The sequence below is a fragment of the Cupriavidus sp. SK-4 genome (assembly GCF_000611125.1).
In the GTDB taxonomy this organism is placed as follows: domain Bacteria; phylum Pseudomonadota; class Gammaproteobacteria; order Burkholderiales; family Burkholderiaceae; genus Cupriavidus; species Cupriavidus necator.
This window is the reverse complement of the sequence record NZ_JFJW01000022.1, coordinates 41,988-66,722: the sequence shown is the minus strand read 5'-3', so window position 1 is coordinate 66,722 and position 24,735 is coordinate 41,988. Positions and strand designations below refer to the sequence as shown.

At 68.2% G+C, this 24,735-nt stretch carries 18 protein-coding genes and 1 pseudogene; 8 read left to right on the top strand and 11 right to left on the bottom strand.

Features of this window, described 5'->3' with window-relative positions; translation table 11 throughout:
* Positions 1–575 precede the first annotated feature (575 nt).
* Positions 576–1,907, top strand: coding sequence for a mechanosensitive ion channel family protein (locus tag CF68_RS05280; protein ID WP_035816521.1), 1,332 nt, complete (start codon positions 576–578; stop codon positions 1,905–1,907).
* 14 nt (positions 1,908–1,921) lie between these two features.
* Here the strand turns inward: CF68_RS05280 and purT are convergent, their stop codons facing one another.
* From purT to CF68_RS05250, 6 genes are all read right to left on the bottom strand, one after another.
* Complete coding sequence (gene purT / locus CF68_RS05275) at positions 1,922–3,127, bottom strand: formate-dependent phosphoribosylglycinamide formyltransferase (RefSeq protein ID WP_084187078.1); 1,206 nt, start codon at positions 3,125–3,127, stop codon at positions 1,922–1,924.
* A gap of 262 nt (positions 3,128–3,389) precedes the next feature.
* Positions 3,390–4,634 carry an MFS transporter gene (locus CF68_RS05270; RefSeq protein ID WP_035816519.1) on the bottom strand — a complete coding sequence of 415 codons (1,245 nt, stop codon included), beginning with the start codon at positions 4,632–4,634 and terminating at the stop codon, positions 3,390–3,392.
* A gap of 181 nt (positions 4,635–4,815) precedes the next feature.
* Positions 4,816–5,808 carry a tripartite tricarboxylate transporter substrate binding protein gene (locus CF68_RS05265; protein ID WP_035816517.1) on the bottom strand — a complete coding sequence of 331 codons (993 nt, stop codon included), beginning with the start codon at positions 5,806–5,808 and terminating at the stop codon, positions 4,816–4,818.
* A 118-nt stretch (positions 5,809–5,926) separates the two neighbouring features.
* Entirely contained in the window at positions 5,927–6,691 is a 765-nt protein-coding gene (locus tag CF68_RS05260) for a crotonase/enoyl-CoA hydratase family protein (protein ID WP_035816516.1), read from the bottom strand.
* Between the two features lie 42 nt (positions 6,692–6,733).
* Complete coding sequence (locus tag CF68_RS05255) at positions 6,734–7,498, bottom strand: SDR family NAD(P)-dependent oxidoreductase (protein ID WP_013956840.1); 765 nt, start codon at positions 7,496–7,498, stop codon at positions 6,734–6,736.
* A gap of 39 nt (positions 7,499–7,537) precedes the next feature.
* A complete protein-coding gene (locus CF68_RS05250) occupies positions 7,538–8,716 on the bottom strand; it encodes a thiolase family protein (protein WP_035816515.1) in 1,179 nt (392 codons plus the stop codon).
* Positions 8,717–8,931: 215 nt separating this feature from the next.
* Here CF68_RS05250 and CF68_RS05245 point away from each other — a divergent pair, with 215 nt between their 5' ends.
* The 3 genes from CF68_RS05245 (at position 8,932) to CF68_RS05235 (ending at position 12,581) form a co-directional block, all read left to right on the top strand.
* Entirely contained in the window at positions 8,932–9,747 is an 816-nt protein-coding gene (locus CF68_RS05245; RefSeq protein ID WP_051591404.1) for an IclR family transcriptional regulator, read from the top strand.
* Positions 9,748–9,835: 88 nt separating this feature from the next.
* Complete coding sequence (locus tag CF68_RS05240) at positions 9,836–11,110, top strand: MASE1 domain-containing protein (RefSeq protein ID WP_035816513.1); 1,275 nt, start codon at positions 9,836–9,838, stop codon at positions 11,108–11,110.
* Entirely contained in the window at positions 11,103–12,581 is a 1,479-nt protein-coding gene (locus tag CF68_RS05235) for an acyl-CoA-binding protein (protein WP_035816511.1), read from the top strand. The genes CF68_RS05240 and CF68_RS05235 overlap by 8 nt, the downstream gene beginning before the upstream one ends.
* 14 nt (positions 12,582–12,595) lie before the next feature.
* On the opposite strand, the gene CF68_RS05230 is transcribed toward CF68_RS05235, so the two are convergent.
* Positions 12,596–13,393 carry a crotonase/enoyl-CoA hydratase family protein gene (locus tag CF68_RS05230; RefSeq protein ID WP_010812087.1) on the bottom strand — a complete coding sequence of 266 codons (798 nt, stop codon included), beginning with the start codon at positions 13,391–13,393 and terminating at the stop codon, positions 12,596–12,598.
* A 299-nt stretch (positions 13,394–13,692) separates the two neighbouring features.
* Here CF68_RS05230 and CF68_RS05225 point away from each other — a divergent pair, with 299 nt between their 5' ends.
* Complete coding sequence (locus CF68_RS05225) at positions 13,693–15,852, top strand: PQQ-dependent dehydrogenase, methanol/ethanol family (protein WP_035816509.1); 2,160 nt, start codon at positions 13,693–13,695, stop codon at positions 15,850–15,852.
* Between the two features lie 20 nt (positions 15,853–15,872).
* On the opposite strand, the pseudogene CF68_RS05220 reads toward CF68_RS05225, so the two are convergent.
* The 3 genes and pseudogenes from CF68_RS05220 to CF68_RS05210 form a co-directional block, all read right to left on the bottom strand.
* Positions 15,873–16,836: pseudogene (locus CF68_RS05220) on the bottom strand (Bug family tripartite tricarboxylate transporter substrate binding protein).
* A 68-nt stretch (positions 16,837–16,904) separates the two neighbouring features.
* On the bottom strand, positions 16,905–18,332 hold the full coding sequence (locus tag CF68_RS05215) for an amidase (protein WP_035816507.1): 1,428 nt from the start codon (positions 18,330–18,332) through the stop codon (positions 16,905–16,907).
* 102 nt (positions 18,333–18,434) lie between these two features.
* The gene (locus tag CF68_RS05210; RefSeq protein ID WP_051591403.1) at positions 18,435–19,382 is read right to left on the bottom strand and encodes a LysR family transcriptional regulator; all 948 of its coding nucleotides are present in this window, start codon (positions 19,380–19,382) and stop codon (positions 18,435–18,437) included.
* Positions 19,383–19,531: 149 nt separating this feature from the next.
* Between CF68_RS05210 and CF68_RS05205 the strand changes: the two genes are divergently transcribed.
* Genes CF68_RS05205 through CF68_RS05195 form a run of 3 tightly spaced genes read left to right on the top strand, consistent with a single transcriptional unit; the run spans position 19,532 to position 22,962 of the window.
* On the top strand, positions 19,532–20,761 hold the full coding sequence (locus tag CF68_RS05205; protein ID WP_035816506.1) for an acyl-CoA dehydrogenase family protein: 1,230 nt from the start codon (positions 19,532–19,534) through the stop codon (positions 20,759–20,761).
* Positions 20,758–21,906, top strand: coding sequence for a nitronate monooxygenase family protein (locus CF68_RS05200; RefSeq protein ID WP_235205674.1), 1,149 nt, complete (start codon positions 20,758–20,760; stop codon positions 21,904–21,906). Before CF68_RS05205 ends, CF68_RS05200 begins: the two co-directional genes overlap by 4 nt.
* A 51-nt stretch (positions 21,907–21,957) precedes the next feature.
* Positions 21,958–22,962 (top strand): tripartite tricarboxylate transporter substrate binding protein, encoded by a 1,005-nt coding sequence (locus tag CF68_RS05195; RefSeq protein WP_035816505.1) that lies wholly within the window; start codon positions 21,958–21,960, stop codon positions 22,960–22,962.
* 21 nt (positions 22,963–22,983) lie between these two features.
* On the opposite strand, the gene CF68_RS05190 is transcribed toward CF68_RS05195, so the two are convergent.
* Complete coding sequence (locus CF68_RS05190) at positions 22,984–24,552, bottom strand: EAL domain-containing protein (RefSeq protein WP_035816504.1); 1,569 nt, start codon at positions 24,550–24,552, stop codon at positions 22,984–22,986.
* Positions 24,553–24,735 lie beyond the last annotated feature (183 nt).

Genomic DNA, 24,735 nt, shown 5'->3' with positions numbered 1-24,735 from the left:
TCGTGTACTGCGCACGCATCGGATCATTCTGGAACCGCTTGCGCAAATTCCAGGGGCAGATCCTCATCAGCAAAATGCTATAGCTTCGGGGGGAATTAGGGGTCAGAGTATTCCGAATGTGAGCTAGTTTTTTCCTTATTTTTTAATCTAGTGCAACTTTTTATGAAATTGCTGGAGAGAGGAAGGCAATCATGGACGCACACAGAAGCCACTTGGGATTGTGCGGTGAAGACTTCTTTATTTTCATGGAAGGGGGTGAATACGGTGCTATTTTTAGGAATATTCCTAGTTAATGCAGATTGATGTGCGCCGGCAAGAGAGCTTTAATTTTTTTAGAAGGTATCAAGAAAAAAGCATCGCATATGAACTGTTTATATATGAAGCACAGGGCAGTGTCGGGCGATGCGTTGTCCGAACCCGGCCAAGCCGCGGCCCTCAGCTTCTGGCGAGGACGTTTAGCGTGGAGGCCGTCCCGTCACGGCGTGAGCTTGCAGCCAGGCTGAACCACCCACCCGGAGGCTTCTGTACACTGTCTGTCTGACAGACTGTGACAGACTGGCTCAAGCCGCCCCCCTATGAGTTTCGATGCCCTGCTGGAACTGTTCCAGCAACGTATTCCGGCCCATCCGTGGGCCCAGATTGCCTTGTACCTGCTGGTGCTGGTGCTGATCGCCGTGGTCGCGCAGTGGCTGTTCGGCCACGTGATGTCGCGTATCGCCCATCGCTTGCTGACGGTATGGGGCAAGGCGCCCTGGAGCAAGGCGCTGACGCGTTATCGTGCCTATCGGCGCTTCGGCTATGCGGTCGGGTTCGCGGTGATCACCGTCGGCATTGGCGAAGTGCCGCACATGGGCCGCTATGCGCTGGCCATCGAGCGCCTGGCCCATGCCGGCCTGTGGATCTGCTTCTTCCTGATGCTGGGCGGCGTGCTGAGCGCCTGGCAGGACGTATACGCCAGCAGCCGCGAGGCGCAGACGCGCTCGATCAAGGGCTATATCCAGGTGGGGCGGCTCGGGCTGGGGCTGGTGTGCTCGGTGCTGGTGCTGTCGATCCTGATCGACCGCTCGCCGCTGTGGATGTTGTCTGGCCTGGGCGCATTGTCGGCGGTGCTGCTGCTGGTGTTCAAGGACACGCTGCTGTCGCTGGTGGCCAGTACCCAGCTGACCTCCAACGACATGCTGCGGATCGGCGACTGGATCGAGATGCCCCAGTGCAATGCCGACGGCTACGTCAAGGACATCGCCCTGCATACGGTCAAAGTGCAGAACTGGGACAACACCGTGACCACGGTGCCGACCTACAAGCTGTTCTCCGAGAGCTACCGCAACTACCGGCAGATGTTCGAATCCGGCGCGCGGCGCATCAAGCGCACGTTGCGGCTGGATGCGGGCAGCGTGCGCTTCCTGGAGGGCCGGGAAGTGCAGGCGCTGATGCGCTTCCGGCTGCTGCACGACTACCTGGAAGAGAAGCAGGCCGAGGTCGACGAGGCCAACCGCCTGCTGACTGCCGCCGGCAATGACCCGGTCAACCGGCGCCGGCTGACCAATGTCGGCACCTTCCGCGCCTATGGCATTGCCTACCTGAAGGCGCACCCGGAGATCCACCACGACCTGCTGCTGAACGTGCGCATGATGGAGCCCGATTCGCAGGGCATCCCGGTGGAGATCTACTGCTTTACCGCGCTGACTGCGTGGATGGACTATGAGCGCATCCAGGGCGATGTCTTCGACCACCTGCTGGCGATCCTGCCCGAGCTGGGCCTGCGCCTGTACCAGGCGCCGTCAGGCGCGGACCTGAGCGGCGTGCGCATCTCGCCGGTGCTGGCCGCGGCGCAGGTGGCGGCGGCACAGGCCACCGTCCATCATGCGCCTGCCCACGGCGCCGCCGCGGGCAGTCATCCGATCTGACCTGCGCCTGACGCTCAGCCGACCGCGCGCGGACGCACGCGGCTGGCGGCTTCTTTGGCGCGCGTGCGGGCGGTGTCGATATCGTCGGCGTAGGCCAGCGCCACGCCCATGCGGCGCTTGACGAAGCTCTCGGGCTTGCCGAACAGGCGCACCTCCGTCTGCGGCACGCTCAGCGCCTGGTCCACGCCATCGAAGACCACACCCTGGGCATCCACGCCGCCGTAGATCACGGCGCTGGCGCCGGGGCTGCGCAGCGTGGTGTTGACCGGCAGGCCCAGGATGGCGCGCGCATGCAGCTCGAACTCGTTCTGCCATTGCGTGGCCATGGTGACCATGCCGGTGTCGTGCGGGCGCGGGCTGACTTCGCTGAACCAGACCTGCTCGCCCTTGACGAACAGCTCCACGCCGAACAGGCCCATGCCGCCCAGGTCTGCCGTGACGGCCTGCGCGATGCGCTGGGCGGTTTCCAGCGCGGCCGGGTGCATCGGCTGCGGCTGCCAGCTTTCGACGTAGTCGCCGCTGACCTGGACGTGGCCGATCGGGGCGCAGAACTGCGTTTCCACCTGGCCGCTGGCGCCCATGGCGCGCACGGTCAGCAGCGTGATCTCGTAGTCGAAATCGATAAAGCCTTCCACGATCACGCGGCCGTGGCTGACGCGGCCGCCGGCCATGGCATAGTCCCAGGCGGCCTTGACGCCCTCGGGGCCGTCGATCTTGCTCTGGCCCTTGCCGGAACTGCTCATCACCGGCTTGACCACGCACGGGTAGCCGATGCCGCCGTCGATGGCAGCCTGCAGTTCATCCAGCGAATCGCAGAACTTGTACGGGCTGGTCGGCAGGCCGAGCGATTCGGCGGCCAGGCGGCGGATGCCTTCGCGGTCCATGGTCAGGCGCGCGGCGCGGGCGGTGGGGATCACGCGCACGGTGCCGGCGGCTTCCAGGGTTTCGAGCATGGGCGTGGCGATGGCCTCGATCTCGGGCACGACCAGGTGCGGCTTTTCCGCCTCGATCAGCGCCTTGAGCTGGTCCGGGTCGCTCATGGCGATGGTGCGCGCGTGGTGTGCTACCTGCTGGCCGGGGGCATTGTCATAGCGGTCGACGGCGATGGTTTCCACACCCAGGCGCTGCAGTGCAATCAGCACTTCCTTGCCCAGCTCGCCGGAGCCGAGCAGCATCACTTTGGTGGCAGAGGGGGAGAGAGGCGTTCCGAGTGTGGTCATGGCAGCGGGTGGGACGGGAAGGAAAGCCGAGATTGTACGTGCTGGGGGCTGTCTGCGGCGCCGAAGGGGGGCGCATATTGGTATGGGCCAGGGAAGGGCGCCTGGCGCGCGTGCCACCCAATTCAGCGACGAACCATAAAAAAACCCGCGCGGGGGCGGGCTTGAAAAGGCCTGAGGATCCAAGACCGGACCGCTCAGTGTTCATGCTAGGTGCTAAGCGCGCCCTCCGCATCCCCCGTTCGGGGCGGCCCAGCACGGTGTTTCAGGACGTGGCCATCAGCGGCGGGCGCCGCCGCGTGGCCACGGCAAATGCAATTTGCGCCAGACCCGCGGCCAGCCCCAGCGTCACGCCGACCTGCCACGCCACGGTGTAGGAACCCAGCGCGTCGTAGACCAGCCCACCGCCGAAGGCGCCGAAAAAGCTGCCGATCTGGTGGCTGAAGAACGCCACGCCGCCCAGCATGGCCTGCCAGCGCAGGCCGAAGGTCTCGGCGATCCAGCCCGATACCAGCGGCGCCACCCCCAGCCACAGGAAGCCCATCACCGCGGCGAACACCAGCGTGCTCTGCTGCGTGGGCGCGGACGTGAAGTACCAGGTCAGCGCCAGCGAGCGAATCGTATAGATGCCGCCCAGCAGCATCAGCTTGTTGAAGCGGCCGCCGGCCCAGCCGAAGAAAATGCTGCCCAGCACGTTGAAGCCGCCGATCACGCCCAGCGCCTGCGCGCTGAGCATGGGGTCCATACCGCATACGTCCAAATACGACGGCAGGTGCGTGGTCAGGAAGACCAGCTGCATGCCGCAGACGAAATACGCCAGCGCCATCACCACGAACGGCGCGTGCCCCAGCGCGGTGCCCAGCGCTTCACGCGCGCTGTCCTGGCCGCGCCCTGCGGGCGACACCAGCGGCAGCCGGTCCACGCGCCCGGCAAACCACGCCGCGGGCAGCATCACCAGCGCCAGCAGCACGAACGCTGCCAGCCCGGCGCGCCAGCCGTAGGCCTGCGTCACCATCTGCCCGATCGGCGCCGCCAGCAGCGCGCCCAGCGAGCCCGCGCCCGACACCAGCCCCAGCACCGTGCTGCGCAGCGCCGCCGACACCGGCCGTGCCGCCACCGCCATCGCCAGGGCGCTGCCGGTGCATGCCATCGATGCGCCAATGGCCACGCCCGCGCCCAGCGTGACGCCGACCATGCTGTGCGCGGTCGCCAGCAGCACCAGTCCGGTGACATAGAGCAGCGAGCCGGCCAGCATCAGCGGCCGGAAGCCGATCCGCGTGGCCCAGGCCCCGGCCAGCGGCTGCAGCAGGCCCCACGCCAGGTTCTGTACCGCGATGGCGATGGTGAAATCCGATACCGAGATGCCGATGTCCCGCGTCAGCGGCGGCATGAAGATGCCAAGGCTCTGGCGCAGGCCCATGGCCAGGCTGAGCATCACGGAGGCGCCGATCAGGATCGGCAAGGCCGGGCGCAGGGCTTCGTAGCGGGAAGGCGCGGTGGGGGTAGGCACGGTGTGGTCTCGTCGCTTGTCGTTATCGTTGTGAGCCCCGGGGCGCTTTCCATGTCTTTACATTTAAGCGTGCGCTGAATATATCGCAGGGTAGGGCGAGCGTATGCCCCAGGCCCAACCGTGTCAATTTGGCTTTGGGCGGGTCCGCCTTCCGCTTTGCCAAAGGCGGCCCCACACCTCGCTAGTCCAGACTAACCTTGGATGCCCGGATGGTCTCGCCCCAGCGCTTGATCTCGCCGCTGACCAGCGCGGCGAACTTCGGCTGCGGTTCGCCGCCCGGGATGCCGCCCATGTCGCGGAACCTGGCCACCACCTCGGGGTCGCGCATGGCCTTGCCCAGCGCTTCCTGCAGCGTGGCGGCAATGGCCGGCGGGGTCTTGGCCGGCGCAAAGAAGCCGAGCCAGCCCATCACCACGAAATCCTTCACCCCGGCCTGCGCCATCGTCGGCACGTCCGGCAGGGCCGGCAGGCGCTCGGCGCTGGTCACCGCAAGCGCGCGCAGCTTGCCGGCGCGGATCTGCGGCAGCGCCTGCGTCAGGTTGTCGAACATGAAAGTGGTTTCGCCCGCCAGCACCGAGGTCGTGGCTGGCGTCGACCCCTTGTACGGCACGTGAATCACTTCGGTGCCCGTGCGCAGCCGGAACAGTTCGGCCGTCAGGTGCGTGGTCTGCCCGATGCCGGCCGAGGCGTAGGAATACTTGCCCGGGGACTGCTTGAGCTGCGCCATCAGCTCGGCCACGCTGCGCACCGGCGCCTGCGCGCCGACCACCAGCACGTTGGCGAACGAGATCAGGTCCGTCAGCGGCATGAAGTCCTGCGGCTGGTAGGACAACTGCTTGTAGGCGCTGTAGTTGATCGCGTGCGAGCCGGTATTGCCGACCAGCAGCGTGTAGCCGTCCGGCGCCGCGCGCATGAAGGCCTGCGTGCCGATGATGCCGCCGCTGCCGGGCTTGTTGTCGACCACCACCGGCTGGCCCAGGATGGCCGACAGCTTCTGCGCCACCAGGCGCGTCGGGATGTCGGTGGTGCCGCCCGGCGCGCCGGGCACGATGATGGTGATGGGGCGCTCAGGCCAGGCCGCGGCGCTGGCGGGCAGCGGCAGCGTGGCGGCGGCGGTCGCCAGCAGCAGGGCCGCGGACGTGTTGAACAGCGATTCTGGCAGCTTGTGTTTCATGGGTCTCCTCCATGTTCTGGTCTGTGTGCTGCTTGGAATGTGCAAACGGCCGGCTTGCGGCCGGCCGTTCTCTAGTCCAGGGCGGATGACATCGATGCCCTCCGTCTGGCGTGGGCCATCACTTGCCCGTCCACACCGGCTTGCGCTTCTCGGCGAATGCGGCGGCACCCTCGCGGGCATCGGCCGAGGTGAACACCGGCGCCAGCAACGGGCGCTGGCGCTCGAACATCTCCTCGGCGCTCCAGTCGGCGGACTCGGCCACGATCTGCTTGCTGACCGCAACCGCCAGCGGGCCGTTGGCGCCGATCTCGTCGGCCAGCGCCAGCGCGCCAGCCAGCGCCTGGCCGGCTTCGGTCAGGCGGTTGATCAGGCCATAGGCGTGGGCCTGCTCGGCGCCCAGCATATTGCCGGTCAGCGCGTATTCCATGGCGATGTGGTACGGCACCCGGCGCGGCAGACGCATCAGGCCGCCGGCTCCGGCCACCAGCCCGCGCTTGACTTCAGGCAGGCCGAACTTGGCCGCCTTCGACGACACGATCAGGTCGCACGCCAGCGCCAGCTCGAAGCCGCCGGCCAGCGCATAGCCTTCCACCGCGGCGATCAGCACCTTGCGCGGCGGCTTCTCGGTCAGCCCGCCAAAGCCGCGGCCAGGCAGGCTGGGGCGCTTGCCTTCGAGGAAGCCCTTCAGGTCCATGCCCGAGCAGAAGGTGCCGCCCGCGCCGGTCAGGATGGCCACGCTCAGGTCGTCGCGGCTTTCCAGCTGGTCGATGGCGGCGGCCAGCGTGGTCGCGGTCTCGAAGTCCATGGCGTTTTTCGCCTGGGGCCGGTTCATGGTGATCAGCAGCGTATTGCCGCGGGTTTCCAGTTGCAGCGTGTCGCTCATGCGGTTTCCTTGTCAGAAGTCGGTATCGGTGCAGCGCGTGGCTCAGCGCGGTGCCATGCGGATGGCGCCGTCCAGGCGGATGGTTTCGCCGTTGAGCATGGGGTTCTCCAGGATGTGCAGCGCGGTGGACGCGTATTCATCCGGTGCGCCCAGGCGGGGCGGGTGCGGCACCATGGCGCCGAGCGACGCGCGCACGTTCTCCGGCAGCTTGGCCAGCAGCGGGGTGTCGAACAGCCCCGGGGCGATGGTGCAGACGCGGATCGCGCGCTGTGCCAGGTCGCGCGCGGCCACCAGGGTCATGCCGACGATGCCGGCCTTGGCCGAGGCATAGGGAATCTGGCCGATCTGGCCTTCGTAGGCGGCCACCGACGCGGTCAGCACGCACGCGCCGCGCTCGCCGTCGATCAGTTCGTTCTTGGCCATGCGCGCTGCCCCCAGGCGCAGCGCATTGAAGGTGCCGATCAGGTTGATGCGCACGATCGACTCGTACTTTTCCAGCGAACCCGGCGAGCCGTCCTTCTCGACCACGCGCACCGGGCCGCCCAGGCCGGCGCAATGGATCAGCGCGCGCAGCGGGGCAATGGCTTCGGCGGCGTCGTAGACGGCATTCATCTGGTCGGTGTCGGTCACGTCGGCCTTGAGGAAGCGGACCTTGCCGCCAAACTCGTCGACCGCGGCATTGCCGCGCTCTTCCGACAGGTCGGCGATCACCACGTCGACGCCGCGTTCCACCAGGCGTCGCACGCAGGCCAGGCCCAGGCCGGACGCACCGCCGGTCACGACGGCGGACATATTGGTCAGTTTCATGGTGTGTCTCCTTGACTGGATGTTTGGTTCAGGGGCCGCTTACAGGCGCTCGATGATGGTGGCGTTGGCCATGCCGCCGGCTTCGCACATCGACTGCAGGCCATAGCGCTGGCCGCTGTCTTCCAGTGCATGCAGCATGGTGGTCATCAGCCGCACGCCGGAGGCGCCCAGCGGATGGCCCAGCGCAATGGCGCCGCCGCGCGGGTTCAGGCGTGCCGGGTCGGCGCCGAGCGCGCGCTGCCAGGCCAGTGGCACGCAGGCAAAGGCTTCATTGATCTCGTAGTGGTCGATCTGGTCGAGCTTCAGGCCGCTCTTCCTGATCGCGCGCTGGCTGGCGGGGATCGGGGCGGTCAGCATCATGACCGGATCGTCGCCGCACACGTCGAAGGCGACAAAGCGAGCGCGCGGCTTCAGGCCCAGGCGCTGCGCCATCGATTCGCTCATCAGCAGCATGGCGGAGGCGCCGTCACTGATCTGCGAGGCATTGCCCGCGGTCACGTTCCAGCCGATCTGCGGGAAACGCGCGCTGAGTTCGTCATTGCGGAACGAGGCCTGCAGCGTGCCCAGCTTCTCCACCGAGGTGCCCGGGCGGATGGTTTCATCCTGCTCGACCAGCCCGTTGGGCGTGCTGATGCCCAGGATCTCGCGGCGGAAGGCGCCGCTTTCGCGCGCGGCGGCGGCCAGCTCGTGCGAGCGGGCCGAATAGCTGTCCATGTCGTGGCGCGACAGTTCGTACTTGGCTGCCACCAGCTCCGCCGCGACACCCTGCGAGACCAGCCCCGGCGCATAGCGCGCTTCCATCGACGGGCCGTACGGGTTCTGGCCGATGCGGGCCGAGCCCATCGGCACGCGGCTCATCGACTCGATGCCGCAGGCGATGACGATGTCATAGGCGCCGGCCATGATGCCCTGCGCGGCGAAATGCACCGCCTGCTGGCTGGAGCCGCACTTGCGGTCGATCGTGGTGGCCGGCACGTGGTCAGGAAAGCCTGCCGCCAGCCACGCCACCCGGCCCGGGCCGGCGGACTGCTCGCCGGCCTGGGTTACGCAGCCGGTGATCACGTCGTCGACCAAACCCGGGTCCAGCTTGTTGCGCTCGACCAGGCCCTTGAGGACCTGGGCCAGCAACTCGGTGGCATGGAGTTCGGTGAAGGCCGAGCCTAGCTTGGAGCGGCCCATCGGGCTGCGGATGGCGTCGACGATGACGGCTTGTTGCATGCGGTGTCTCCTGAAAAGGCGAGCGTTGCGGGTCGTGGCTGGGATATTGAGACGTCCGTACCGAAATGTGATCGTCCAATACGATGAATTGGGATTCTGGCTTCGGAAAAGCGTCGTGTAAACTCAAATAACCCTGTTTGACTTTGGAAAAAACGAAGGGCAACATCCGGGTTTTGAGACACGCGTATCAAAAAACCTTGGATCAAGGCAATAACATGACGAATGCGCCACACGCCTCCCTGACCCCGCCGCCCGCCGATGCCGACGGCGAGGCGCGCCTTGTCAGCGCGCTGGCGCGGGGCATTTCGATCCTCAACTGCTTTTCCCCGACGGTGCAGGAGCTCAGCAGCCGCGAGCTGATGGAGCGCACCGGCCTGGCCAAGCCGACCCTGTTCCGGCTGCTCGACACCTTGTGCGAGCTGGGCTTGCTGCACTATTCGGAACGCTTGTCGCGCTATGTGCCCGGGGTCGGGCTGATCAACCTGGCCGCGCCCGCGCTGGCACGCATGACGATCCGCCAGCTGGCGCGGCCGGCCATGCAAGAGCTGGCGGACCACATCGCCGGACAGGTCGAGCTGATCGTCGGCAGCGGCAATGCGCTGACCTACGTCGAAATCGCCCAGGGCGTGGGCAGCCATGTATTCCGACCCGAGGTCGGCACGCGCGTGTCGGTCTCGCGCACGGGTTCCGGACGCGGCTACCTGGTGCTGTTGACCGAGGCCGAGCGCGAGGCCTATCTCGCCCAGCTCCGCGCCGCCGATCCGCAGCGCGCCGACTGGCTGCAGGAGCGCCTGGCCGATGCCGCCCGCGACCTGCAAGACCACGGCTTCTGCCGCGGCCACCGCGACCTGCACCGCGAGGTGGAATCTGTTGCCGTGCCGATGCGCACCCGCCGCGACGGCGAGGCGTGGATCTTTGCCGCCTCGGTGCCGGTGTTCAGCCAGCAGAGCAAGCAGATTGAGGAGGACATCGGCCCGCGCCTGGTGAGCCTGGTGCGTAATGTAGAGGGAGCGCTGGGCGTGGCCGGATAATCGCCACGGCTTGCCCCGAGTGACTTAACTTGCCCTTGCCATACCCTGCGACTATTCTGAGTCGCATGTGCCATGGGAGGGGAATCCGATGCAGCAGATCCGCTTGGCGGTGACGGTTGGCGTGCTGGTGCTGCTGGCGGCGTGCGTGTCGCGCACGCTCGGGCAAGCCGCGACCGAGGCCGTGCCGGTGTGGCTGGGCAGCGGCGTCACGTTTGCCGCCCTGCTGGTGTGCGCGCGCTGGTCCTGGCCGGCGGTGCTGGCAGGCGCCGGCATCGCGCTGGCGGGGTGGGGCGCGGTGATCCATGGCCTGCCGCTGCCCGGCGCGGCGGCATTCGGGCTGATCGAGGTGATCAGCCTGGGCACGGTGGGCTGGATTGCCACCTATGGCCGGCGCGACCCGCAAAGCCCGCTCGGCGCCACGCTGCTGATCGCGGGCGCTCTGGCGGGCGCCGCGCTGGGGGCTACGCTGGCGGTCGAGTTGTGGCGCTGGCAGCGGCCCGGGCTGGATTTGCCGATCGAGTGGCGCGCCTGGTTTTTCTCCACGGCTGCGGGGCTGCTGCTGGTGGCCCCCGTGGTGGTAGCGTTCCGCGGCTTTCGCGTGCGCCGCTCGGGCGGCATGCCCATGCAGCAGTTCGCCGCCGGCGGGCTCGCCTTCATCATCTTCGTGCTCGCGGTGCTGGTGGTGTTCTCGGCCAATGCCACGCAACGCTTCGGCGGCCTGGCCTCCACGCTGGCCTATGTGCCGATGCCATTCCTGCTGGCCACGGCGCTGCTGTGGGGGCCGCGCGGCGGCGCCGTCGCCACGCTTGTCGGCTGCCTGCTGATCATCTACCGCACCGCGGGCGGCGCGGGTCCGTTCAATATCATCGAAGGCTTTCCCGGCGAGGCCGTGGTCGAGGTGCAGGGCTTTGTCATCGTCTGGGCACTGGTGATGCTGCTCGGCCGCGCACTGTCCGAAGGGCGCCGCTCGGCGCTGGAAGATGCCCGCGCCTGGCGGCTTCGTTATGCGCGCACGCTGCAGGCAGTGGGCGTGGCCAGCGTCGAATATGACGCCGTCACCGGCCGCGCCACCTGGGGTGAAGGCGCTGCCGAACTGCTGGGCGGCACCATCCGCCAGGTCAACAGCGTCGATGAATGGCTGGACCGGGTTGATTCCGCCGAGCGCGGGCTGGTGCAAGCCAACTGGTCGGCCGTGGCGCGCGGCGACGCGCCCGACAGCGTGCAGGAATACGCGGTAACGCTGCCGGACAGCGGCAAGGTGCGCATCCATGAGCGCCTTGCCGGCATCCGCGGCGCCGACGGCCAGGTGGAGCAGGTGGCCGCCTTGCTGCGCCGGGCCACGCCGGAGCCGGCCCATGGCTGAGCCCGGGGTGTTCCTGATCCACGGCCTGGGCGGCACGCAGTATGACCTGGGCTCGATGCACAAGCGCCTCAAGCGCGCGGGCTTCGTCACCCATTCGCTGACGCTGCCAGGCCACGGCTCGCGCCCCGAGGACCTGTGCGGCGTGCGCGCCGAAGACTGGCTTGAAGCGGTGCGCGTCAAGTACCGCGAGATCGTCGACCAGCATGAGACGCTGCACGTGATGGGCATGTGCATGGGCGCGCTGCTGGCGGTGGAAACGGTCAAGCGCGAGCAGCACACCAAGGGCCGCCTGGTGGCGCTGGCGCCGCCGGTCTATATCGACGGCTGGGCCACGCCCTGGTACCGCGCGCTGCGCACGGTGCTCTACCGCGTTCCCGGCGTGGCGGACCGCATGAAGGTCGAAGAGGAAGAGCCTTACGGCATCAAGAACGAGCAGCTGCGCGAGATCGTCAAGGCCAAGTTCGCGCGCGGCGAGAACTTCCACTACCGCTGGGTGCCGCTGGCCTGCATCCGCGAGGTGGACCGCCTGCGCGGCTTCGTGCGCCAGGGTCTGCAGCGAATCGCCTGCCCGACGCTGGTGGTTCATGCGCGCCTGGACGAGCTGACCAGCCTGCGCTCGGCCAACTACCTGGTCGAGCAGATCGGGCACGGCAAGCGTGCCGGCCAGGCGCGCATGCTGGTGCTGGAAGACAGCTACCACATGGTCTGCGTCGACAACGACCGCGAACTGGTAGCGAGAAGCGTGCTGGAGTTCTTCGAGGCCAGCGTCCCCACCTCGCTCGGCATGCCCAGCGACGACGCCCGCATGAGCCCGGCGCAGATGACGGAGCTGCTTGCCGCCGCGCGCGCCGACCTGGAGCGCGGCGACTTTGCCGCGCTGTATGCGCGTGGCAAGGGCGATTTTGCGTGGTTCCAGCCTGGCAGCAACCGCGCCAGCGGCGTCTACCGGGGCGAGCGTGCGCTGCCGCGGCTGCGCGCGTGGGCGGATGCGGGGGTGGCGTTTACCGCGTTCGGAGCGCCAGTGCTCAATGCCGGCATGGCGGTGGTGCCGGCCACGCTGCGCAGCGGCACGCTGGCCTCGCAAGGCGTGCTGGCGTTTGCGCTGCGCGACGGCAAGCTGCTGGAGGGGCGCTGGTTCCCGGACGAGATCGCGCTGGAAGACGCGCACTTTGGCGGCGCGCCCACGGCGCAGGGGCCAAGCCCCGCCGAGCAAGCCTTCGAAGCCGCGGCAGCCTTGTCGAAGACCCTGCGCCACGCACCCGGCAACGACACGCTGCTTGACCTGTACGCGCTCTACAAGCAGGGCAGCGTGGGCGACGTCAGCGGCGAGCGGCCGGGCATGATGGACATGGTCGGCCGCGCCAAGTACGACGCCTGGGCCGCGCGCCGCGGGCTGGCGCGCGAGCAGGCCATGCGCGACTACGTGGCGCTGGTCAACCAGCTGAAGTCGGCGGAGACGCAGTCCGCCTGACCCTCAGTTGTCCCTCAGTTGCCGGTGAACACCGGCGTGCGCTTGTCCAGGAACGCCTGCACTGCCTCACGGTGGTCGGCGGTCTGGTGCGACAGCGCCTGGAAGCCGGCGGACAGTTCCAGCAGCGTATCCAGGCGCGTATGCATGGCCTCGCGCATCAGGCGCTTGGCCAGGCGCACCGCATGCGGCGGGTTGGCGGCGATGCGGCCGGCCAACTCATAGGCCGTGGGCAGCAGCGCCTCGGGCGCGACCACGCGCGACACCAGGTTCCATTCCAGCGCCAGCCTGGCATCGATCGGCTGGCCGGTGAAGGTCATCTCCGCCGCCCGCGACAGGCCGATCACGCGCGGCAGCAGCCATGCGCCGCCGTCGCCGGGGATGATGCCGAGCTTGACGAAGGACTCGGCAAACTGCGCGCGCTCCGAGGCAATGCGGATGTCGCACATGCAGGCCAGGTCCAGCCCCGCGCCCATGGCCGCGCCATTGACCGCGGCGATGACCGGCACTTCCAGGTTGAACAGCGCCAGCGGCAGCCGCTGGATGCCGCAGCGGTAGTCCTGCCGGATTTCCATGCCCGGCACTGCGCCGGAGGCCTGGCGTTCCATGTCCTTGATATTGCCGCCCGACGAGAACGCCGTGCCCGCGCCGGTAATGACCACGGCGCGCACGCTGCGGTCGCCGTGGATGCGGTCGATCGCGGCCAGGAACTCCGCCACGGCGGTATTGCCGGTCAGCGGGTTGCGGCGCTCGGGCTCGTTCATCGTCAGGGTGACGATATGGTCCTGCTGCTCGTAGAGAAGGAAGTTGCTCATGGTGATGTCTCCGGATGCGGCGATGCGGGCTGGTTGCCTGCCTTGGCGCCAAGGCTAAGGCACCGGCGCCCGCACCGTCCAATATTCATTTCTTCATCAGCAATATCCTGCACATATCACTCGGCAGGCTCGGGATGCCAGCCGCCTTGCGCCGGCTGCACGACTTTCCGCGGGTAATCCCTGTACCCATAATCGGATCGCTCACCGATTATCTATAGGCCCCGGCCACCGCCCGGCACCGCGCAGTTCCGTAATCCTGCAGTCCCGAATTCCAACAAGAATGCCCTACAGGAGACGACATGAGCCATGCGTTGACGCAGGCGACGGACCCCGTTGCCCCCGATGTTGCAATGCACACCCGCCGCACCATGAGGCGCGCCACAGGCCTCCTGGCAGCGGCCCTGGCGCTGGTGATGCAGGTCTTGCCCGCCGGCGCCGCGGCGCCGCGCAATGCGGCAGCCAAGGTTGACGGCGCCTTCATCAGTGCCAATGCCAGCACGGCCCGCGACTGGCCCAGCCATGGCCTGGACTATGCCGAGACCCGCTTCAGCCGGCTCAGGCAGATCGATGCCGCCAACGTGCGCGACCTGGGCCTGGTGTGGACCTACAACCTGGAGTCGACCCGCGGCGTGGAAGCAACCCCGCTGGTGGTGGACGGCGTGATGTACGTCACCGCGTCATGGAGCGTGGTGCATGCGGTCGATGCGCGCACCGGCAAGCGGCTCTGGACTTTCGATCCCAAGGTGGATCGCTCGCTCGGTTATCGCGGCTGCTGCGACGTGGTCAACCGCGGCGTGGCGCTGTACCAGGGCAAGGTGTTCGTGGCCGCCTACGATGGCCGGCTGATCGCGCTGGATGCCGCCAGCGGCCGCAAGCTGTGGGAGAAGGACACCATCATCGACCGCAAGTACTCGTACACCATCACCGGCGCGCCGCGCGTGTTCAAGGGCAAGGTCATCATCGGCAACGGCGGCGCAGAATATGGCGTGCGCGGCTACATCACCGCCTATGACGCCGGCACCGGCGAGCAGAAGTGGCGCTGGTTCACGGTGCCGGGCGATCCCTCCAGGCCGTTCGAGGATGAGTCGATGGCCGCGGCGGCCAAGACGTGGGACCCCAGCGGCAAGTACTGGGAGGCGGGCGGCGGCGGCACGGCCTGGGACACGCTGGCTTTCGACCCTGAACTGAACCTGATGTACGTCGGCACCGGCAACGGCGCGCCCTGGTCGCACAGCAAGCGCAGTCCGGCCGGCGGCGACAACCTGTATCTGGCCTCGATCGTCGCGCTCAACCCGGATACCGGCAAGTATGTCTGGCACTATCAGGAGACCCCGGGCGACAACTGGGACTACACCTCGGCGCAGCCGATGATCCTGGCCGACCTGAAGCTCGACGGGCAGATGCGCAAGGTCATCCTGCACGCGCCCAAGAACGGCTTCTTCTTCGTCATCGACCGCACCAACGGCAAGTTCATCTCGGCAAAGAACTTTGTCGACGTGAACTGGGCCACCGGCTATGACGCCAATGGCCGCCCCATCGAGCGGCCCGAGGCGCGCGCCACCGACAAGCCCTATGACTCGGTCCCCGGGCCGTACGGCGCGCACAACTGGCATCCGATGTCGTTCAACCCGCAGACCGGGCTGGTCTACCTGCCGGCGCAGAACGTGCCGATCAACCTGATGGACGACAAGACCTGGAACTTCAATGAAGGCAAGCCCGGCACCCCGCATGGCAACGTGGGCTGGAACACCGCCAAGTTCCTGAACGCCGAGCCGCCCAGGAGCAAGCCCTTTGGCCGGCTGATCGCCTGGGACCCGGTGCAGCAGAAGGCCGCGTGGACGCAGGAGCATGTGTCGCCGTGGAACGGGGGCACGCTGACCACGGCCGGCAACTTGGTGTTCCAGGGCACCGCCGACGGCCGCTTTGTCGCCTATGACGCGCGCAGCGGCGACAAGCTGTGGGAGTCGCCCACCGGCACCGGCGTGGTGGCGGCGCCGGTCAGCTTCGAGTTGAACGGCAAGCAGTATGTGTCAGTTGCAGTGGGTTGGGGCGGGGTCTACGGGCAGGCCCAGCGCGCCACCAACCGGCAGGGGCCGGGCACGGTCTACACCTTCGCCCTCGGCGGCAAGGCGCCGCTGCCGGCCTTTGCCGAGTACCGCGCCGCCAGGCTGCTGCAGGGCGTGAAATATGACCCGGCGCAGGTCAAGGCGGGAACCGGCCTGTACGTCAGCAACTGCGCCCTGTGCCACGGCGTGCCCGGCGTGGACCGCGGCGGCAATATCCCCAACCTGGGCTATATCGATGCCGCCTATATCGAGAACCTGGACAAGGTGGTCTTCAAGGGGCCGGCGATGGCGCGCGGCATGCCTGACTTCACCGGCAAGCTGACGCCGGACGATGTCGAGAAGATCAAGGCCTTTATCCAGGGGACCGCTGACGCGGTGCGGCCCAAGCCCTGAGGGCTGGGCCGGGCCGAGCCTCAGTCCTCGGCCTGGAAGCCGGTCGCCTCCACGATCGGCTTCCACGCGGCGCGCTCCAGCTGGATGCGGCGGCGGCCTTCCTGGCCGGGGCGCGCCACCACTTCCAGGCCGAGCGCTTCCAGCTTGGCCGCGGTGGCGGCGTTGGCCGAGGCGGCGAGGAACATCTTTTCCACCTGCGCCACCATGTCAGGCTGCGTGCCAGCAGGCACGAACACGCCGTACCAGCTGGTTGCGTGGTCATACTGGCTGAAGCCCTGTTCCTTCATGGTGGGCACTTCGGGCAGCGCCTTGGCGCGGCGCGTGCCGCTCACCCCAAGGAAGCGCAGCTTGCCGCCCTTGTACAGCGGCATCATGCTGGCCACGGCATCCCAGCCGATCGACACATTGCCGCTGACCACATCCACCAGCATCGGCGATGCGCCGCGATACGCCGCGGGCGTGATGGCGATGCCTTCGGCCTTGCCCAGTGCCACCGTGCCCAGGTGGCCGGCGCTGCCGATGGTGGCCAGGCCGAGGCTGGCGCCGCCCGGGTTGCGCCTGGCCCAGCTCACGTATTCCTTCATGTTCTGGTAAGGCTGCTGCACGCCGGTGGNCGCCGGTGGCGCCCGCGGTCGGCACATCGGTCAGCACCGCCGCGGGCACCAGGTCCTTGTCGGCGTCATATGACAGCTTCTTGTAGGTCAGCGGAAAGATGGTGAACAGGGGCGAGGGGCCGATGAACACGGTCTTGCCATCGGGCCTGGCGCGCTTCACGTAGTCGAGCGCCAGGCGCGCCGACGCGCCGGGGCGGTTTTCGACCACCACCGTGCCGTGGCCGTCCTGGCGCAGTTGCTCGGCATACAGGCGCGCCAGGCTGTCGGCGGCGCCGCCGGGGGCGTAGCCGACGATGATATGCATCGGCTCGGCATCGGCTGCGCCGGCCGGAGCGGTCATGGCGAAGGTGGCGGCAGCGACAGCGGTCATGGCCAGCAGCCGGCGCGTCAATCGGACTTGATGAGTCATGGCAGTCAGGGAACGATGTTGAGAGGGTGTCAGGGCAGGGTGGGCCACTGGCCCGTGAGGTCATGGACCGATTCGTACAAGGCCGCCGCACGCAGCAGCGCCGCGTCGCCGCGGAACTGCCCGACCAGCTGCAGCCCGATCGGCAGTCCGTCGCCGTCAAAGCCGCAGGGCAGGCTGATGGCCGGATGCCCCGTCATATTGAACGGCATGGTCCAGGGGAACCAGTTCGCGCGCACATCGGGATAGTCCTGGCCGTCGATTTCGATCTGGCCGAACAGGTCTTGCTCCAGCGGCAGTGCGGTGCGTGTGATGGTGGGCATGGCGAGCAGGTCGGCGCGTCCCAGCAGCGCCTGCACGCGCAGGAACAGCTGCGAGCGCTCGAACATCGCCTGCTGGTATTCCACGGCGGTGAATGCGGCGGCGGATTCCACCTGGCGCACGAAGGTCGGGCTCAAGGCATCGCGATGCTGCGCCACGATCGGGGCAAAGCGCGTGCGCCATACCGTGTGGTTGATGGCACGCCAGACAGGCTCGACGTCGAACCCTTCGCCGCCGAACGGCTCCAGTTCGGCGCCCAGCGCGCGCAGCTTGTCCAGGCTGGCCTCGAACGCGCGTGTCACGTCCGCGGACACCGGGCGGCCCGGCGGCGCCAGGCAATACAGGATGCGCCGGCCACGCAGGTCGCCCTGCGGCTGCGCCGCGGCCACGTAGTCGGCGGCGGGCACGCCGATCGACCACGGGTCGCACGGATGCTCCCCGGCCATGGCCTGCAGCATCAGGCCGGTGTCGGCCACCGTGCGCGTGGTCGGCGTCACGTAGGTCTGGTTGCCGAACAGGTCCTGGGCCTGGCTATGCGGAATCACCCCCTGGCTCTGCTTGATGCCCACCACGCCATTGCACGCGGCAGGAATGCGCGTGGAGCCGCCGCCATCGGTTGCCACCGCCAGCGGCGCGATACCACTGGCCACTGCCACCGCGGCGCCGCCGCTGGAGCCGCCACTGGTGCGTTCGGCGTGCCAGGCATTGCGGGTGCGCCCGAACAGCGGCGAATCGGTCAGGCATTTGGAGCCGAATTCCGGCGTGGTGGTCTTGCCGACCAGGATCGCCCCCTGCGCGCGCAGCCGCGCCACCGCCACGGCGTCTTCGGCCGGCACGTGGTCGCGCATCGGCACGGCGCCAAAGGTGGTGCGCACGCCGCGCGTGTTGACGATGTCCTTGGCGGTGAAAGGAATGCCGTGCAGCGGGGGCAGCGGCCGGCCGGACATCACTTCCGCTTCCGCCGCGCGCGCCGCGGCCATGGCCTCGTCCGCGCACAGCGTGATAAAGCAGTTCAGCACCGGCTGCAGCCGCTCGGCGCGCGCCAGCACCGCAGCGGCCAGTTCCACCGGCGAGATCTCCTTGCGCCGGATGCGCTGCTGCAGTTCGGCGGCGCTGGCAAGACAAAGCGCTTCGCTCATTGGACGGGCGTCTCCTGAAGATGGCCGCGCATGCCGGCTTCGGCGCGCGCAGGCGTGATGGCGATACGCTGGCATCTTACAACCGGCCCGCGTACGCGGGGACTATCGCCGCCAGGTGCCATCGGCGAGGAAGCGTTCGGCAAGCTCAGGGATGCACTGCGCCACCGTGCGCGCCGCCTGTGTGAACGGGCGCAGGCTGCTGGCCGCCAGCACCACCGACTGGCGCATGGCGCGCTCGCCCAGCGGCCGGGCATCCATCAGGCCGCTGGCCAGTTCCTCCGCCACGGCGTGGTAGGGCAGCACGCTGAAGGCCATGTGATCGGCCATGATCCGCTTGACCACGGCGGAGGAGCCGGCCTCCATCACCACCCCCAGGCTGAATTTCTGCCGCGTGGCGAGGTCGTCGAGCAGCGTGCGGATGGCATTGGGCGGCACTGGCAGCACCAGCGGAAAGCGCGCCAGCTGCCGCGTAGCCAGCGGGCCTGGCCCGATGCCCAGCTCGCGGCACCGTTCGGCCAGCCGCTCGCGGCGCCCGACCAGCATCAGCGGGGTCTCGAACAGGCGCCGGTAGCTGTTGCGCCCGGCGGCGCGGTAGCGGTTGACCACGCCGAGATCGATCTCGCCCTGCGACAGGCGCGTTTCGATATCGCCGCTGTATCCCTCCACGATGCGCAGACGCACCCCGGGATAACGCGTGCCGATCTCGGCCAGCAGTGCACTGGACAGCGCCGGCGACACCGCCGGCACCAGGCCGATGGTGACCACGCCGCTGACATGGCCGGCGTGGCCGCGCGCGGTGTCAAGCAGCTCGGTCGCACCGTCCAGCAGCGGCACGGCCTGCTCCAGCAACTGGCCGGCGAGCGACGTCAGCGCCACGCCGCGCCCGTTGCGATAAACGAGGGCGCCACCGATCAGGCGCTCCAGCGCCGCGACCTGCCGGCTGACCACCGACTGCGCCAGCCCCAGCCGTGCCGCGGCGCTGGTGACGCTGCCGGTGCGGGCCACCTCCACAAAGATGCCAAGTGCCTTCAGGGTAAGTTCGTCTTGCATGTGCGCAGCTTTTTTGATGCCAGCCTGGATTTGCTTGCAGTGGAATTCTGCTATGCATTGTAGGCATTGATCGATGCCACGGGAGGCGTCTATCGTCCCCTCTACGCCATGGCCGTACCCGATGGCCAGACCAAAAGGAGACACGCAGCATGCCAATCCACGCCGAACATCATCCGCTCATCTCACTGGAAGCCCCGGAAGCCGACATGCTGGCGCGGGTCCAGGCCCTGGTCCGGGAGCAGATCGGGCCGCAAGCCGAGCAGGTCGGGCGCGAGGACGTCTTCGCCCGGGACACGTTCCGGCTGCTGGCGGCAGAGGGCGTCATCGCCACCGCCTTTCCGCGCAGCCTGGGCGGCACCGGCGCTTCGATGCTGCTGCGCGTGCGCATCATCGAGGAACTGGCGCGGGCATGCAGCACGGCCGCGTCGCTGGTCACCGGCACCGACCTGTCGTCGCGGCCGATCGTCGCCGGCGGATCGGATGCGCTGTGCAGTGCCGTGGTGCCGAAGCTGGCATCGGGCGAGCAGCAGGCGGCCTTTGCGCTGACCGAGCCGGGTGCCGGGTCGGACCTGGCCGGGCTGCAGGCCACGGCGCGCCGCGACGGCGGCCACTATGTGTTGAACGGCACCAAGAAGTTCATCACCCGCGCGGGCGTGGCCGACATGTACGTGGTGGTGGCGCGCCTTGCTGACGGACCGGCCGGCAGCAAGGGGCTGAGCGCCTTCCTGGTGCCGCGCGCCAGCGCCGGGATCTCGGTGTCGCCGACCATTCCCAAGATGGGCTGGAACGGCGTGCCGATCGCCCAGGTGTATTTCAATGAGGTAGCCGTGCCCGTCGAGAACCGGCTGGGCGAAGAAGGGCAGGGGATGGCGCTGGCGCAGGACACGCTGGTGCGGGCGCGCATCGGGCACGCCGCCATCGCGCTGGGCCGCATGAGCGGGGCGCTGCAGATCGCCGCCCAGTACGCGGATGTGCGGCAGGTCTTCGGGCGCGCGGAGGGCGAGCACCAGGGCATCCAGTGGATGCTGGCGGACATGGGCGCACGCATCGAGGCCGCCCGCTGCCTGGTCTATGCCTGCGCGCAGCGTTACGACCGCCAGGATCCCGATACCTCGATCCATGCCTCGATTGCCAAGATGCACAGCACGGACCTGTGCATGAAGGTGGTGGTGGACTGCCTGCAATTGCTCGGCGGCAACGGCTACCTGAAAGCCTATCCGCTGGAGCGCTTCATGCGCGACGCCAAGATGAACCAGATCGGCGAGGGGACCAGCGAGGTGCACAAGAACCTGATCGGGCGCTACCTGATGAAGACCGCGGCGGCGATGCCGCGCCACCCGTGCCTGGACCTGGAACCCGACCTGTTCGGAGCTGCATGATGAAGCACACGCCTGAGCAAGCGGAGCAGCCCGGGGCAGTGCATGATCCGCTCACCAATTCCCTGTGCCGGCGGCTGGGCATCCGTTGGCCCGTGTATGGGCTGGCCCATAGCATCGAAGTGGCCGCCGCCATCTCCAATGCGGGTGGGCTTGGCGTCTACGCGGCCGCGCGCGACGGCCCCGACGAACTGGCCGGCAAGCTGCGCGACCTGCGCCGGCTGTGCCCGGATCGCCCGGTCGGCGTGGACCTGCTGTTGCCCACCGTCTTGCCGGGCGCGGTGGATGCGGACACAGTCGCTGCGGCGGTGCCCGAAGGGCACAAGGCCTTTGTCGACGGCCTGTTTGCCCGCTTCGCGGTGCCGCCAGCCACGCAGGGCAACTTCTTCTCGCAGTATGTCCGCTCGCAGGCGCTCTTCGAAGAGCAGGTCGAGGCCGTGGCGCAGAGCGACATCGAAGTCTTTGCCGCTGGCGTGGGGACGCCGCCCGGCACGCTGGCGCGCGTGCGCAAGGCCGGCAGGACCACCATGGCGCTGGTTGGCACGGCGCGGCATGCGCACAAGGCCATCGAGGCCGGCGTCGATATCCTGGTGGCACAGGGCTATGACGCCGGGGGCCATACCGGCCCGATCGGCACCTTCACCCTGGTGCCGCAGATCATTGCCGCGGCGCAAGGGCGGCCGGTGCTGGCCGCCGGCGGGGTCGGCACCGGGGCGCAGATTGCCGCGGCGCTGGCAATGGGTGCGCAAGGCGCATGGCTGGGCACACTGTGGCTGGGCACCAGCGAGCAACAGCTGGCCGGCCCGCTGGCCGACAAGCTGATCGCCGCCGGCAGCGAAGACACCGTCATCACGCGCGCACATAGCGGCAAGCCTTGCCGCGTGGTGCGCGGCGCCTTCTCGGACGCGTGGGAGGAACCGGGCGCGCCTGCCCCGCTGGAGATGCCATACCAGCAGGCGCTCACCGGGCGGCTGCTGGCAGCCGTTGAACAGCATGCCGTGGCGCCGCTGATGTACGAAGCAGCCGGCCAGAGCGTGGCCTGGGTCCGCCAGGTCGAACCGGTGGCAACCGTGATGCACCGCCTGGTGCAGCAGACGCGCGAGGCACTGGCGGCGCTGCGGCCTTACCTGGAGGCCCGCAGCGCCTGACGTCCCGCAGACCCTCAAACGGCAAAGACCGTGACACGCATGGAGACCCGCATGAACCGCAGACAATTCACCATTTCGACAATGCAGGCGGCACTGGGACTGTCCGTGCCGGCATGGCTGCCAGCCGCGGCGCGCGCGTCCGCGCCGCCCCCGCCGGCTGGCTACCCGGGCCGCGTGGTGCACGCCGTGGTGCCATATCCGGCCGGCGGCGTGGTCGATATCACCATCCGCACCGCCACGGACCGCATGTCGCTGGCCATGCCGCAGCGCATCCTGGTGGAAAACCGGCCAGGCGCCGATGGCAAGATCGGCGTTGAGGCCGTGTCGCGCGCCGAGCCGGACGGCTACACCTTGCTGGCGGCCACGCCGGTACTGTCGGTGAGCGAGAGCCTGTATCCGCAGACATCGATCCGGGTCAGGGACTTCCGTGCCATCGGCGCCGTGGCCGCGGTGCCGGCCATATTCGTGGTGGCGGACTCGGTGCCTGCCAGGACGCTGGCGGAGTTTGTCGCCTGGGCCCGCGAACGGCCCGGCCGCATCAACGTGCCCAATCCCGGCACCAGCAGCTCCATCCACCTGGGGCAGGAGCTGTTCTTCGAGGCCACCGGCATCAAGGCCGTCAATATCGGCTACAAGGGGCAGCCGCCGTCCGTTCCGGACCTGGGCCAGGGGCAGCTGCATTTCGCGCTGTTGTCGCAGTCGATTGCCTTGCCGCTGATCAAGGCCGGGCGCGTGCGCGCGCTGGCCGCCAACGCCGGGCAGCGCACCCAGTCGCTGCCCGAGGTGCCAACCATTGCCGAGGCCGGCTACCCCGGCGTGCTGGTGCGCTCCTGGTATGGCCTGGCGGCGCCGGCGCGCACCCCGGACAAGGTGATCGCCTACCTGAGCGGGGTGCTGCAGCAGGCCATGGGAACGGCCGACGTGCGCACCAAGCTGGCCGGACTCGATGCGGAGATCCTGGCGCTAGACGCGCCGGCCTTCGACCGGCTGATCGCGGCGGAGCAGGTCCGCTGGGCCGCGCTGATCAAGGCCCGCAATATCCAGGCAAGTGCCTAGTGTCTCGCGGCGCGTCACAACTCAGGGACGCGCCGGGGATGCCAGGTACGCCTGAAGGCCGTCTGCCGGCAAGGCGCGTGAAAACAGCCACCCCTGGCCGAACTGCGCACCGCGCTCGCGCAGGAAGCGCGCCTGCTCCTCATGCTCGATGCCCTCGGCCACGACCTCGAAGCCCAGCGCCTCGGCCATGGCGATGATGTGCGGCGCCACCGAGCTGGAAGCCGCCTCGCGGCCGATGGTGTCGATGAACGACTTGTCGATTTTCAGCACATCGACCTTGAATACCTGCAGGTAAGACAGGCTGGAGTAGCCGGTGCCGAAGTCGTCGATGTAGATCGGATGCCCGGCATCGCGGAAGGCCTGGATCACTTCGAGCGCGGTCTCGGCGTGCAGGAAGCTGCGTTCGGTGATCTCGATGCGGATCTGCCGGGGCGCGATCCCGGTGCCCCGCAGGCGCGCGATAAGCACGTCGAGAAAACGCGGCGAGCTGACGTCATCCGCGCAAACATTGATCGACACATAGAAGCCGGGCCTGGCGCGCAGCAGCGGACCCAGTTCGGCAATGGCGCGGTCGAGCACGAGGTCGGTGATCTGCGGCATCAGCCCGGTCTGCTCGGCCAGCGTGATCAGCAGGTCGGGCGGCACCGGCTGGCCGTCGCGCTTCCAGCGCAGCAGCGCCTCCGCGCCCACGCAGCGGCCATCTTCCAGCGCGACGATCGGCTGGTAGTGCACTTCCAGCCGGCGGCGGCGCACGGCGTTGCGCAGCGCGCCCTCCATGGTCACGCGGCGCGACATGGCGCGAAACACCAGCGCGGCCAGCAGCACGCCGATCGCCAGCCCCGCCACGACGAAAGAGCCTACCAGCATTGGCCAGGTGGCCAGCAGCGTGGTGGGCGGTGCCACAACCACGGCCGCGAACGGAATCCGGGGGGAACGGCGCACGGAACTGCCGGGATTGTCGAGTTCGTCGGCGCCGTTGGCGTTGCGCTGGTATTCGCGCGCCATCTGCACCACGTCGGAGCCAGTGGTGGTGGCGATGAAGACGCCCGTGGCAGTATTGACTGCGCCGACGTGCCGGCCATCGAGCTCGACGATGTCGACGAATGACTTGGGGTCGATCGATACGTAGTGGCCGTGGCGCCCTACCAGCATGGCGGGGCCGGGGGCGCCAAACGGGTTGTCGAGGTCGAACCAGTATTCAAAGCCCTGGGTGTCGCGCCAGTCCGGCTCGGGCAATGTCATATGCCGCCGGAAGACGTCGCCCAGCAGTGCCGAGCACAACCGGTAATTGCCGGCATAGCGCCCGGCATCGCGCAGGTGGTGGAAGGTGAAGGTGATGCGCCTCAGGCTGGCCAGATTGCCGTCGGAGCAAGGCGCGTCGGGCAGGTCTTCCATTTCGTGCAGCGCGCCAGTGGCGTCTGCCATGACCATCCCCATGCGGGCGACGGCAGCATTGGCAAGCATCTGCAGTTGCGCCACCTCGCGCCGGGCGACTTCCTCTTCGGCCACGCGCATGCTGGCCGCAATCGGCAACACGGCCGCGGCAAATGCCAGTATCACTGCCATCGCAAGGAACAAAGGCCGCTTCATTGTTGTCCTGTCAGCCATGCGTTGTCGAAGGGTACTACGTGCGGTCGCTGCTGCGCAGCACGCGCCATCGCCGCGCGTATTCAGATTCTTTTTGCAAAACGATGAATTTTTTCGTGCGCCGCGCAATAAGGCAAGCATGACTTGCGCAATGCCGGCAGAATCCGGACAGTAGGGGGCACGACT

Bases quoted from the DNA above. Each gene is read 5' to 3' on its own strand.
- CF68_RS05235 (WP_035816511.1), top strand. From the start codon at position 11,103: ATGGCTGAGCCCGGGGTGTTCCTGATCCACGGCCTGGGCGGCACGCAG.
- CF68_RS05215 (WP_035816507.1), bottom strand. From the start codon at position 18,332: ATGAGCGAAGCGCTTTGTCTTGCCAGCGCCGCCGAACTGCAGCAGCGC.
- CF68_RS05250 (WP_035816515.1), bottom strand. From the start codon at position 8,716: ATGCAACAAGCCGTCATCGTCGACGCCATCCGCAGCCCGATGGGCCGC.
- CF68_RS05240 (WP_035816513.1), top strand. From the start codon at position 9,836: ATGCAGCAGATCCGCTTGGCGGTGACGGTTGGCGTGCTGGTGCTGCTG.
- CF68_RS05260 (WP_035816516.1), bottom strand. From the start codon at position 6,691: ATGAGCGACACGCTGCAACTGGAAACCCGCGGCAATACGCTGCTGATC.
- CF68_RS05230 (WP_010812087.1), bottom strand. From the start codon at position 13,393: ATGAGCAACTTCCTTCTCTACGAGCAGCAGGACCATATCGTCACCCTG.
- CF68_RS05210 (WP_051591403.1), bottom strand. From the start codon at position 19,382: ATGCAAGACGAACTTACCCTGAAGGCACTTGGCATCTTTGTGGAGGTG.
- CF68_RS05280 (WP_035816521.1), top strand. From the start codon at position 576: ATGAGTTTCGATGCCCTGCTGGAACTGTTCCAGCAACGTATTCCGGCC.
- CF68_RS05255 (WP_013956840.1), bottom strand. From the start codon at position 7,498: ATGAAACTGACCAATATGTCCGCCGTCGTGACCGGCGGTGCGTCCGGC.
- CF68_RS05205 (WP_035816506.1), top strand. From the start codon at position 19,532: ATGCCAATCCACGCCGAACATCATCCGCTCATCTCACTGGAAGCCCCG.
- CF68_RS05200 (WP_235205674.1), top strand. From the start codon at position 20,758: ATGATGAAGCACACGCCTGAGCAAGCGGAGCAGCCCGGGGCAGTGCAT.
- CF68_RS05190 (WP_035816504.1), bottom strand. From the start codon at position 24,552: ATGAAGCGGCCTTTGTTCCTTGCGATGGCAGTGATACTGGCATTTGCC.
- CF68_RS05195 (WP_035816505.1), top strand. From the start codon at position 21,958: ATGAACCGCAGACAATTCACCATTTCGACAATGCAGGCGGCACTGGGA.
- CF68_RS05245 (WP_051591404.1), top strand. From the start codon at position 8,932: ATGACGAATGCGCCACACGCCTCCCTGACCCCGCCGCCCGCCGATGCC.
- CF68_RS05265 (WP_035816517.1), bottom strand. From the start codon at position 5,808: ATGAAACACAAGCTGCCAGAATCGCTGTTCAACACGTCCGCGGCCCTG.
- CF68_RS05225 (WP_035816509.1), top strand. From the start codon at position 13,693: ATGAGCCATGCGTTGACGCAGGCGACGGACCCCGTTGCCCCCGATGTT.
- purT (WP_084187078.1), bottom strand. From the start codon at position 3,127: ATGACCACACTCGGAACGCCTCTCTCCCCCTCTGCCACCAAAGTGATG.